Genomic DNA, 12,223 nt, shown 5'->3' on the forward strand with positions numbered 1-12,223 from the left:
GCTTGGATGGCCGAGAAGCATCAGCTCTCCGCCCGAGCGGTTGGTGCCGCCTACGGAATCGCCCCGGGCACTGCGCGAAAGATCGTGAGCAGGGCGAATCCCCGCCGCTTCACCGGGCGTTCCTATGTACCCATCCTCGCCCTTTCCGACTTGCCACCCGCTCGGCGGTCCTGGGTCCAACATCATGGGCTTCGCTGGTACTCAAACCGGTGTGAGTTCCGCGGCTGCGAATTCGACCAGGCCGTTGCTCGCATCAGTCTGCATCCCTGTCCGATTCCTCCTCGTGATCGCGATCGGACGCCGACCGAGATCGAAGCCAGAGAAGGGTTCGATGGCCGGTATCACCTATTCGATCCGAGAACGAAGGCGTTCATCTGCGTAGATCACCATGCCGATTCACCTCTCCGTGTTCCTCGGCCGAGACACTTGGACTTTCCCTCTGAGCTAGTCCCGGAGAATCTTCGCTGCCGACCAGAGCTCCCGATTTGGCCGCCGACCGATCCTCTGATCCATCACAGATCCGCGAAGCTCGCGAAGATCTATGCTGATCTCATCGCGTTCCAGGGGCTGGCATGCTCAATCTGCCATAACGAAGTTGGATCGATCATCGATCATGACCATTCCACAGGGAATGTGCGCGGTTTGCTGTGCCGATATTGCAATCGCCACGTCGACGAATGCCTCCACCTCTCGGTATGTCCCTACGCCGAGTATCTGAACTCGCCTCCAGTCACAGGACAGATCCGCCACCCCAATCACCACACCTAGAGCCCCAACGAACTCTGTAGCGCGAAATCAGCATCAACACTCTTCGGGCCGTCAGTGCCCTTCTCAGAAGTCTGGAGCAATTGGCGCAACTTTGCGCTGACCGGGGAGATCCGCGGCTCATCCTGAGCGCGCTCGACGCTGCTTCTCGCCTCGCCACCAATCGAGAGTGACCACTGGCTGCGGCGGGGGAGTGCCCCCAACTTTATGGCGGACCCATGCCGCTGGGCGCCCCGCGGCGTCTGCCAAACTCGTCAGCGGCACTCCCTGCCTCCACGCCATTCGCGTCAGCCAAGAGTCCATGGTCGCCCGCAGCAGCTTGTGGGCCTTCTCCCACTGGCTCAAAAGCGACACCACCTCAAGCAATCGCAGGTACGGATTATCCGGCAACGAATCCGGCTCGAGCGCCCACTGCACAACGCCACGGTTCGGCTCAGCATGTCCAGATCGTGCCGCCTGCAGCGCCTTCCGGATCTCTGCAACCGAGAGGTCGATGACAAGAGGGATCTCGGACTGGGGAAGTACCCCTTTGAAGCATGCGAGCTCATGGCCAGCCAGCGCGAAGCCCACATCGATCCAATCGCTACTGCCGCGATGGGCTGCAGCTACTGACCTCAGATCGTCCAGCTGAGGATGCGCCGTAGCGATATCGCACCCTGCCCACAACGCCGCCCAACCAGCTGGCTCCATCTTCTCGGCAACGCGCGTCCTCGCAAAGCCATGACCCTGATACCAGGATTCGGCTTCACGCTCCCACTCGTCGAAAAGAAACCGCCGGCTGCCGCTCATATGTACAAGCGTAGGGACATACCACCACTCACGGCACTCCTCGACATGGCATCACACCGCAACATACTTCTCTCATAATGTAGAAGAGCAGTCGAAAGCATCATAAAACTTTGTACACATCTAGATGCATCAAACGGTATCTAAAACTAGTCTCCTCGAAACGCCTACTTTTCGCCATTTTGTGGTGATTTCGCTTGAATCACCACAAAATCACCACTCGCTCACCACTTCGAGTGGTGAGCACCCATTTACATGCCTTGACCTGGGAATATGCCCCTTCAGTGGCAGCCGAGAGGCACCCCTGCTCACCACTTCCAAAATCGGCCATTTATGCCACTTGACCTGGAACGATGATCTCCCGTCACCACAATCACCATAACCACAGCCTTAGAACACATCTAGCTGAAGGGTGAGACAGGACGCCTACTTTTCGCAGACGCAGCCTCCCTGAGGCCTCGAGAAAAATTTCTGGATCCTGTCAGATCCGTTCAATCCGCTCGCTTACATGGGCAAAGAACAACAAGGGGGACGAGAAACTTGGCGACACGCGCAGCAGGAACCGTCAATCTGAATCAGATTCAGTTTGAATGGGGACCATGGCTAGACGATCAAAAGGCGACCGCGTCGCAACCACGGCGCGCTTCCCTACCGAGCACTTCAAGCGATACCGCGACGAAGCTCGACGCCAAGGTCTCGAGCTATCTGACTACCTCGCGCTCATCATGGCCAAGGCCCACGATCTATCCGTACCGGCTTACCTCGATGAGCAGCAGAAGGAGGTGCTGCCCGTGGCAGTCTGACCTCCAGACACAAGAAACCCCCGCATGCCTGGCCGCATACAGGGGAATCCTCGAAATTACTTCTTATGCACGCTCCGCGCTGAGTTCTCACATCAACACGAGCGCCTTTGTTGTACCCATTTTACCCGGGCGCAGCTTCGAAGTACGGGATCTCCAGCCTCGGTTACAGGGCGTGTCTACCTCTTGCCTTTCACTCATTTACTCATATACTCAAGTGTGTACACGTATAGATTCTGCAATGAGAGGGAGGCAGCCAGATGCTCTTACTCCAGGAGAAAACTCAGGCGATGCCAGCATCCTCCAAACGCCTCAACGCGGACATCGAGTCAGATCAGTACCAAGCATTCAAAGTGGCCGCCGCCCAAGACGGCGTAACCATAGGGCATCTCACGCGCGCATTTGTCGACGCGTATCTGACGGATCCGGACGTACGCAGAACCTTCGCGGAGCGAGCCAGGGAGATCAGAGACAAGTAGCGCAAAAAAATGTCCGGATGGAGCGGGAACTCCATCCGGACTAGGAACCTAACAAGCCGACAAGCTATATCAGGAAGTCACTAGGAATTTTACCATGACAGTTTCGCCCAATGAAGGGGCACCACACCCTCAATCACAGGCATTTGCCTCGATTGATCGCGTATGGGACGCTCTGACCGACATGGGCCTCCAGCCAAGCAAAGGCCGCGGATCCCGCGACTTCATGGCTTTCAACCCCCTCTTCGACGAACGCACGCCAAGTCTTCACGTCACATGGAAGAACGGTGCGACTCTCCTCCACCTCATGTCCGCACCGGACACCCCGATCGACGACCTCACGAGCGCTCTGGGCCTCACGCAGGCCGATCTCTTCGACGAACCACTGCCCAAGAAGGCAGGACCCCGATCCAGCAGGAGCCCTCGACAGCGCCGCGCCGGCACCGGACGAAAGAAGTCCGGACGCCCCCCACGCCGCCTCACCGCGCCCGAGAAGATCGATCCCTCAACACTGACCTGGGAACAGACGCACACCTACCGGTACTTCAATGCCGAGGGCACCGAAACCCAGCGCGTCCATCGCCTCGAAGCTCACGACGATTCCGGCGCCCGCCACAAGTCTTTCAAGCAGGAATTCTGGGCCGGCACGGAATGGGCGACGACGAAGCCACTCGATTTCCAGCCCGTCCTCTACCGCCACCCCCAGATCCTTGAGGCCATCGACGCCCAGACCCCCGTTTGGTGCCTCGAGGGCGAAAAGGACGTCGAAACCGCCGAAACGCTCGGCCTCGTCGCGACCACCAACACACAGGGCGCAGGATCGTTCCCCGAGACCCTGTTGCCGATCTTCCTCGACGCCGAGGTCCGCATCGTGATCGACAGGGATCTCGCCGGATACAAGCGCGGCGTGGGCCTGCACCAGCAGCTCCTTTCCCGAGGGGCCTCCGTCACTCTGCTCCTGCCCAAGGTCGACTCAGCCAAGGCAGACTTCACAGACCACATCGAGGCTGGTTTCGGCGTCGATGACTTCATCCCGGTTTCCCTCCCAACGCTCGAGCTGATGTGGCACGCAGCCGAATTCCACGAGCTTTGCGCCAAGATCCAGACCTCACTCGATGAAGCTCAGGCGCGGACAGCCGCAGCCGAGGCCGACCCGAAGAAGGCTGACGAGCACACGAAGGCGGTCTCCTGGTGGGCAGCCGATACCGGCCGCAAGTTCGAGCAGGCAACCGACGACTACGCGACCCTGCAGAAAATGGCCAAGCGCCTCGACGGAGTCGACGAGATCATTGCCGCTGTCGATGAGGACCTCGCCGCAGCCAAGGTCGCTACTCGGACCGCTCACGAGCTCGCTGGACTCCCCGTCCCTGCCGACACTGATCCCATCACCGGTGAGGAGCCACCTGCAGACGATTTCGTCGCACCTATCGAGCTCAGCGAAGTTCGGACCGAACGCCACCGCACCGCGCTGGATGCCATCCCCGAAGGCGGTCCTCGCTACGAACTCAACGACGGCGCAATCTACAAGGTCACCTACAAGCCGAACCAGGATGGTGACTTCGACAAGACCAAGAAGCTCATCATCAACCTCGACGTCCGCGTGGTCTCGGTCGAAGCCCCCGCTGCCGAGGTCATCGCCGGAGCCGCCGCCGATCCCGAACTCGGGACCGATCCGACTTCCGCGACGATCGAAGACTATGTACCCGTCACCCACTTCGTCTTCGAGTACGTGCACCCGCTCAGCAGAGAGAAGTACCTCAAGAGGGTCACTCTCGACGATGCACGTGAATCAGTGTGGCTCGAAGGCCTGGCACTGCCCGGTGTCACCTACTCGTCGACGAAGAACGGCCGCGCTGAAGTCTGGGACGCGATCAAGGCTGTCTCAGGGATCTGGGACCACCGATCGATCTACCAGTCCACCGGTTGGCATGACATCGATGGCCACGGAATCGGATTCGTTCACGCCGGCGGCGCCATCACCGCCCACGGGCCCGTCGAGATCCCCACGAACCTCCATTCCTCCCTCGGCCGCTACTCGTTGATGACACCAACCACCGACCGTGCAGCTCTTCGCCAGGCTCTCGGCCGCGGCGGAGCCGGCGGCATGCTCAACGGTCTGCCTCACCGGATCGCCGCGCCCCTCCTCGGCCAGGTCTTCGGCTCCGTGTTCGGCCCCATGGACTACTCTCTTGTCCTCGTCGGTCTCCCCGGATCCCGCAAGACCGGTGTAGCCACCCTGGCCATGCACCACTTCGGAACCAGCTGGGACCGGAAGACTCCGACACTCTCACTCACCGGCATCGGCGACACCGCCACCGTCGCACGGTTCAAGACGATGCACGCCCGAGACACCTGCCTCTTCGCCGATGACGTCACTCCCAGCGTTGACGGCCAAGCCGCAGCAGAGAAGGCCATGGGCCGCTTCATCCGGTCCATCTTTGGAGCTGTCGCCCGCGACCGGGCTGACCGCACCGGGCAGAAGATCTCCTCGTCCCTGCCCCCACACACCTCGGCGATCATCTCCTCCGAGATCCCTCCCGCCAACTTCAGCGACGAACGGCGTGCCTTCAGCGTGCCGATCGATGCCAACGACACCGAACTCGACAAGATCATCGCTCTAGACCGCCCCGAAGCTCGCGAGGACCGAAACCTCCTCATGAGCAGCTTCGTGCAGTGGATCGTGGCCAATGACCTCCACACCAAACAGCGTGAGTTCGCCGAACGCGCCGCTCACCTCGAGGTCGATTTCCGGGCCCGCCACGTCTCCGACGACATCGCTGCAGCGACCAGCAGACTCGCCGCGGCCTGGGAGGCGTTCCTGGAGTTCCTCACCGAGACAAACACCATCACCGAGACGGAAGCCGACCAGACCGCGCAACTCGTCTTCTCCGCCCTCACCACGGCCTCCGAAGCCGCAGTCGACCCCGATGCCCCCATGCGCACCGGCGCCCGTATCCGCTCCCTCCTCGTGACCTGGTTCGAAGGAGGCCACGGGCACGTCGAAGCCATCGAAGGCGGGTGCCCCTCCGAGCACTACCGCCGCCTCGGCTGGAGACGACCCACCCGCGGAGGGTACGACGGAGAACAAGCCGCTCCCGAGCCTCTCGGCCGCCACCACGGCTATGTCGCGATTCGCCAAGACGGCTCCTCCGAACTTCTCCTGCCCGAACGGCAGCTCGGTGTCATTCTCAAAGCTGCTCTCAGCCTCGTCCCGGAAATGATCTCCGTCGACGAACGCACCGCCCGCCGAGCTCTCTACAACGAGGGCTACCTCAAGGCAGAAGAGCGCAAAGGCACAACCCCGCGCTTCACTCTCGTGCGCAACATCCCCGCCCTCGGCGCCCGTCGCAGATTCGCCGTCCTCGACCTCGACCGGATCCTCGGCGACGAACCTGGCACCGAGGATCCTCAGGGAATGCTCCCCCTCGATGGTGGCCCAACCCCCACCGAGGTCCTCACCTTCGCCGACCCCACCCCTCCGGCCCCCACCGACGACAACTCAGACGCCATGGGCGCGAGCCCCGAAGAAGTCGATGGCATAACTCCTGAAGATGCCGCCTCGATGGTCTTCGACGATGCCGAGGGACACCGGGTTGCTCCCACCATCGGCACCCAGGAAGCATGCCTGCGATGCCAGGAACCCACCATGCTGCGCTTCGACGGCCGATTCCCGCTCCACGTGACCTGCTGGGTGGATTCGACCCGTCAACGCCGAGAAGCGGCATTGGACGCACGCACAGCGGCACTCCAGCCCACCCCGGCACCACGGACGACCAGCGAGGCTCCGAAACAGCAGACACCGACAGCGCAGAAGCCGGCGCCGGCGCCGGCGGTCGGGATCCCGGCCGCAGTCCTGCATACCGATGGGCTGCACCTGCCTGGTGGCATCCACTACGAAGTCACCGACATCAACACGATTGGTGATGTCGCTCAGCTGGCCCTCGACCACGGCCTTGGATTCGACTATGACGACTACCACCACTACGAGGGCCAGATCTGGCTCACTGATGCCGTAGCCCTAAATCTTGGGATACCCATCGATGCCATCGACGATGTGCGTCCCGCTCGACGGACTCAAGCCTTCAAGGACGCGACCAAGGGCATCAGCTTCCTCTCCACCTCCGACTGGTCACTCGGAGGCGATGCTGATGCGATGACCGGGTGGACTCGCCTGTGGCCGTCCTCGGCCACTGACCGGTCCCAGAGAGTCATGGTCGTCGTCACCGCACTGGTCGACCATACGCTCGAGCTCCTCGCTGATGATCCCGCTCCCGGCGAGCTCGCCGACCGGCTCTTGCGCATCGCCCGAGCACTGCGCAGGCCCTTCTCCCACGGTGCCTCGGTCACCGGTATCGACCTGCTCAAGACCACACGAGCGAAGAACAAGCGCCTCGAGCTCTTCACTCCGCATACTCCACCCGAACCACTCGAGACGGCGAATCTCGAGGTCGATTTCTCCTGGTCGAGGCCACCCACCGAGGACGAAGCCACCATGACCTATGTCCACGCTTACGACCGGTCCGGGTCCTACCTGTCCGTGACCTCCGGGCTGGAACTCGGCTATGGAGAACCCAGCCACACCACAACGCCCACCTTCGACCCGAAGATCCCCGGTATCTGGAAGATCACCGGAGTCGATGCCGGCGACTGGAGGATCCCGCACCCGCTCAATCCACCCCGGCATCTCGCAGAGGACGGAACGTTCTGGGTCACAACTCCCACGCTCGAGATCGCTCGAGACCTCGGGGTCGACCCGCAGATCCATGAGGCCTGGGTCTGGGAAGAGCACCTGCGTATCCTCGAGCCCTGGTACAAGATCCTCCGGGATGCCCGCAACGCGGCCAAGGATCCCGCTCACGCCGATCTCATCGTCTCCGACATGGTCAAGCGCATCTACACCACGACTTTCGGCACATTCGCCTCACGCAAGCACTCGACGAAAGATGGGTTTGCGCCGGAACGCTGGTTCTCGATCGTAGCCAAGGCGCGGGCCAACATCCTGCGCAAGATCACCACGATTGGTTCGAACTCAGGCGCCTGGCCGGTAGCAGTCGGTACAGACACGATCGTGTACGCGAGCAACGACCCGAACCCGATCACCGCATGGCCAGGACGACCCGAAGATCTCGATTTCAAGCTCGGGAAGCTCACATGTGAGAAGTCCGGTCTCCTCGCCGATCACCTGCCCCACCTCGGCGGCGGGAAGTGGGAAGGCAAGGACGAACTGATCGACCACGCTGAGTGGATGGAGAGCCTGAAATGAGCGACAAGAAGCGCAGAGGCCTGTTCTTCAACGCTTTCACCGGCCGCGGCGGAGACGTCACCGGTGAAGGATCAGGCAACATTCGCGAGAAGCTCCAGGCCGCGTTCGGCACCAACCGCAGGGGAGGCGTCGATACCAAGACCGCGGCACAGAAACTCGGAGTCTCTCAGCGCACCGTGCAGCGGTGGATCACCACCTCCGGCAAAGAGACGAACCGCCCATCGTCGAAACACCTGAAGACCATCAACCAGAGATCTCGACAGGCAGCGACAACCAAGCGTGGTCGCCGTGCGATCGTCAAGGGCCTGAAATCCGGGATCAAGCGCGGCAAGTACGTGTCGATCGGAGCGATGCAGGGCCCACGGAAAGCCGGCACCGAGTACTTTCGTGACCGGGACGTCACCCTTCCGGGACCACTGAGCCCTGATGACACCAACATGCTCCTCGACGCCTGGGCTGAGGGAGGAGATGACGCCGCCATGGAACAGCTGCGCGACCTCTACGGTGACCGATACCTCGAGGACTGGGACTTCGGAGAGATTTACGACATCAACCTCTCAGACCGCCCCTGAACGGTCCACAAAGGCTTCCAGGAATCCGGCCCGATGCTCGTCACGCACCAGGCTCGGCCACCCAAGCTTGCTCTGCACCTCGATCTCTCGAGCAAGCAGCCCTAGAGCTCCTTTGCGTCGTTGGATCCTTTCGAAGGGTTCCAACCATCTCGACACATCAGCCATGCTGGTGGTTCGGCCTTGTGCCGGGGTCTTCGCTACTGGGATTACAACGAGCGCTTCGTGAGGATTGCGGTACTCCAGATAGAGCTCTCCCGAACTTAGGATCCAGCTCAGCCGCCACCGTCCGCTCCATCCCGGCACAGTCCAGTAGTACCCATAGTCAGCCCCGCTAAGCACAATCGCACCACTGTCGGCAGCATTTCTCTGTTGCTCCGACAACGTTCCCCAGTCACCTTCATCCATCACATACGAGACATGATCGGGACTGCTCATCGCGAATTCTTTCATCGGAACTGCACGACCTGACCACCTTTCGACCTCGGCATCGAGCGCATCCCACCATCGCTCTAAAGCCGCGGACTCTCTAGCATCTCGCTGCAGAGTTTCGGACCAGCGCGCCCACCCCCTCAACTGAGCCAACCAGGTCTCACACCGATCAAGGTCCTTTTCCGCGATGGACAGCAGATTGGACGTATGCAGGTGCTTCTCCTGCACCCTTTCCAGCTCTTCCTGGCATTGCCGAGCTACTCGACGATCTCCCATCCATTGCAGCACCGTCGCCAAGGAGGGAAGCCCCGGCCGTTCGGAGTACAGCTCGAGCTCATCTGCATGCCACTTGACTTTCTGCGCCCAGGACTGCTGCAGGTTCCGAAGCCTGCTGATGAGGCCAGGGAGTCGTTTCCAACATTCGAAGGCCAGTTCAGCATCACTCATCACTTCGATCTGCTCTGAGTCGAGCTCGAGCCACTGCGCATTGAGATGATCGATGATTTCCAGCTCAAGCCGGCCGGGACCCTGCACAGGTTCCTGCTTCCTCGCATCGCGGAGGAATTCCGAGGCCCAGGCCGTGATCTCGGACCTCTCCCAGAAAGGTTGCCTACCGACATGTGCAGCAGGCTTAGGCGCATCGCCATTGCTGACGTACCCACGAAACGTAGGTAGCGTCAACCGCGTTCCATGGTCGTAAGCGACTGCCAGAGCACCATAGATGCTGAGAGGGCTGTCGATTGATGTGTAAGGTCCCATCACCACTCCTTCGTTTGGATACTGCTACTCTATATCTAAGTTTATTGATACGATAGCTATAACTAAACGAATGGGTGTCAGGGCGACATCCGACACCGTACCCCTCCGGCGATAGGTCACCATGACCGAGACTCAGCAGCAATGGCATCGGATCTTCACTCCACCCGGCCCGCATAAGAGCACGCTCCTGGCCATCGCAGGCGGCAGCATAGTGCTCGCCGCCGGAACAGCCACCCTGACAGACCTGACCTCACCATCGTCTCCAGGCTTCATCGCAATAGCCCTCCTCGGCCCCACCATGGCCGCAGTCGACGTGCGCGAACACCGACTCCCAGACCTTCTGACTCTCATCTGGGGCATCATCGCAGCCATCGGCATGACTCTGATCTGCGCGTTCACCCACAACTGGGCCCCGCTCTTCTCTGGCGCCATTGCCGCAGCCATCGCTACCGTGGCCTTCTACGCCCTTTCCATCCTCACGAAAGCGGGAATGGGCCTGGGAGACATCAAGCTCTCAGCCGTCATGGGACTCGTTATCGGCCCGCTCGGCGCCCAGACACTCTTGGCCGCCTTCGCGGGCGCATTCATCTGCGGAGCCATCTGCGCCGCAATCATGCGCCTGAGACAGCCAGCATCGGCCGAGCTCGCTTTCGGCCCCTTCCTCCTAAGCGCGACCATCATCACCGGACTACTCACCTCTGTCTGACCCGAGGAGGGCACCATGATCACGTTCTTCAACACCATCAACGAAACCCCCGCCGTCGAATTCGAGATCTGGAGCCTCACGGAATGGATCATCTACAGCCTGATCGCCCTTATCGGCCTCACGATCTTCATCTATGTCGACAAAGTCGGTGAGGTCCTCTTCGACCTCACGTTCGGCAGCTATGAACACCCAGTTATGCGCATCCTCGGCGGCCTCGGCATCCTCACCACGCTCGTCCTGCTCTTCTACGCCTTCATCCTCTTGCCCGCGGACATCCCCCGGCACATGGACGCCGAGTTCCAGTGGCGCGCAGCTGCCGTCTCGCCCTACCTCATCGCCGGCGTCCTCGCCGTATATCGAGCAATTGTCGACCTGGACACCCACTGGGGGGTCGGACTTGCCGCTTTCGCTATCCCAACCGTGCTCGCAGCAGGTGGCCTCGCCAATGACGCCTACACCAGAGTGGCTGCCAGCATCCCAATGAGCGTAGCCGCCCTGACCTTCGTCATCATCGCGGGAGCAGCAGCCCTGTTGCTCTGGGCCAAGTACAGCAAATAGTCCGAGTGTCTATCAGCGAGCGTAATCGCCAAGACAAACCTCCGGACCACCATCGAGCCACATCAAACTGTGGCGGGACCCCATCACACCGATTTTGCGCCCCCGAATCCGATAATCGCCAGCAGCATGCAGGGTGCTATATTTGACGATCTCGCCATCGAACGCTGTCGGAACCCGAATCAGAGCACGCACGCCAGTCTCCTCCATAAACTCAGCAGGAAGACCTCCGGCCTCACCTAGAGCAGTAGCCGCCGCAGTGTAGGTCTCCAACCAGGAGAGAACCCGCAACCCCGCATCAGCATCATGTCTAGAGGACTGAATGCGCAGGACCGGAATTCGATTGCGCCGGGGACCCATTTGCCGAATCCACACCACATGCTCCTCGAGGAACCCCTGCGCCCTCCACGAAGGCAGGATCCCCCGCTGGCGCCCCACCTTCAGAGCATCTTTCGCGCCGAGGGCATTGCGCAGCTTCTCACGCTCCATCGACAAGAGATCCCGGCGGGGGTGCCAACCCCGCCACAGGTTCCTTTCCCGCTTCGCCGGAATCCCATCGTGGAGCCAACGCTGCACAGTCCGCTGAGAGACCCGTAGCCGGCGAGCCATCACCGCGGTATTCACTCCCCCACGAGGAGAGGCACCGTATTTCAGAATGGCCAGAGCCACCCACGGAGGAGCGAGCCCATCGGTCATTTCGGACTCTCTCGCCACCAGTTCCCACGGCGGCCACCGTTGACCCGCCCATGCCGAGCTGAGATATACGCCTCCACTTCGGCCTTATCCCGCATTGGCGATCGCCCCACACGCTCCTTGACCTCCGGAAACTGCGGATCACGCCAGGCATACGAACGGACCGTGGCAGGAGAGACCTCCATCATCTCCGCGATCTCTGCCACGCTCACCAAGCTTTTGCGGTCCTCAATTTTCATCATTGCTCCTCAGATCTACTTCACATAGATTACCAAATCCGCCAAACATAACACTTGAGTAACGTACCCTCCATCCCTCACCTACCTCCACAGCTTGAAAACAAAGCCTATCGGGGATCGGCTTGCCGATCCCGTACGCGATGCCTGAGTGAGGCGCAGCTGCTACGTGCATCCGCACGG

The 12,223-nt window shown here is 61.0% G+C and carries 10 protein-coding genes; 6 read left to right on the plus strand and 4 right to left on the minus strand.

Features of this window, described 5'->3' with window-relative positions; all coding sequences use genetic code 11:
* The first annotated feature begins 6 nt into the window (after positions 1-6).
* Positions 7-768, plus strand: a complete 762-nt coding sequence (locus IIE29_RS17275) for an endonuclease domain-containing protein (RefSeq protein WP_425491482.1) — start codon at positions 7-9, stop codon at positions 766-768.
* 117 nt (positions 769-885) lie between these two features.
* Here IIE29_RS17275 and IIE29_RS16335 read toward each other — a convergent pair whose 3' ends face one another.
* Complete coding sequence (locus tag IIE29_RS16335) at positions 886-1,554, minus strand: hypothetical protein (protein ID WP_209326355.1); 669 nt, start codon at positions 1,552-1,554, stop codon at positions 886-888.
* 596 nt (positions 1,555-2,150) lie between these two features.
* On the opposite strand from IIE29_RS16335, the gene IIE29_RS16340 reads away from it, so the two are divergent.
* The 3 genes from IIE29_RS16340 (at position 2,151) to IIE29_RS16350 (ending at position 8,662) form a co-directional block, all read left to right on the plus strand.
* On the plus strand, positions 2,151-2,354 hold the full coding sequence (locus IIE29_RS16340; RefSeq protein ID WP_246476015.1) for a hypothetical protein: 204 nt from the start codon (positions 2,151-2,153) through the stop codon (positions 2,352-2,354).
* A gap of 699 nt (positions 2,355-3,053) precedes the next feature.
* Complete coding sequence (locus IIE29_RS16345; RefSeq protein ID WP_209326357.1) at positions 3,054-8,090, plus strand: hypothetical protein; 5,037 nt, start codon at positions 3,054-3,056, stop codon at positions 8,088-8,090.
* Entirely contained in the window at positions 8,087-8,662 is a 576-nt protein-coding gene (locus IIE29_RS16350; protein WP_137210839.1) for a helix-turn-helix domain-containing protein, read from the plus strand. The genes IIE29_RS16345 and IIE29_RS16350 overlap by 4 nt, the downstream gene beginning before the upstream one ends.
* Here the strand turns inward: IIE29_RS16350 and IIE29_RS16355 are convergent.
* Complete coding sequence (locus IIE29_RS16355) at positions 8,648-9,850, minus strand: hypothetical protein (RefSeq protein ID WP_209326358.1); 1,203 nt, start codon at positions 9,848-9,850, stop codon at positions 8,648-8,650. The two genes, IIE29_RS16350 and IIE29_RS16355, sit on opposite strands and share 15 nt — an antisense overlap.
* Positions 9,851-9,971: 121 nt before the next feature.
* Between IIE29_RS16355 and IIE29_RS16360 the strand changes: the two genes are divergently transcribed.
* Positions 9,972-10,556 (plus strand): prepilin peptidase, encoded by a 585-nt coding sequence (locus IIE29_RS16360; protein WP_209326359.1) that lies wholly within the window; start codon positions 9,972-9,974, stop codon positions 10,554-10,556.
* A gap of 15 nt (positions 10,557-10,571) precedes the next feature.
* Positions 10,572-11,114 carry a hypothetical protein gene (locus tag IIE29_RS16365; RefSeq protein WP_209326360.1) on the plus strand — a complete coding sequence of 181 codons (543 nt, stop codon included), beginning with the start codon at positions 10,572-10,574 and terminating at the stop codon, positions 11,112-11,114.
* A 12-nt stretch (positions 11,115-11,126) separates the two neighbouring features.
* Here the strand turns inward: IIE29_RS16365 and IIE29_RS16370 are convergent, their stop codons facing one another.
* Positions 11,127-11,600, minus strand: coding sequence for a hypothetical protein (locus IIE29_RS16370; RefSeq protein WP_209326361.1), 474 nt, complete (start codon positions 11,598-11,600; stop codon positions 11,127-11,129).
* Positions 11,601-11,803: 203 nt separating this feature from the next.
* On the minus strand, positions 11,804-12,046 hold the full coding sequence (locus IIE29_RS16375; RefSeq protein WP_137826639.1) for a hypothetical protein: 243 nt from the start codon (positions 12,044-12,046) through the stop codon (positions 11,804-11,806).
* Positions 12,047-12,223: the final 177 nt, after the last annotated feature.

The organism is Brevibacterium renqingii (genome assembly GCF_017808095.1).
GTDB lineage: Bacteria > Actinomycetota > Actinomycetes > Actinomycetales > Brevibacteriaceae > Brevibacterium > Brevibacterium renqingii.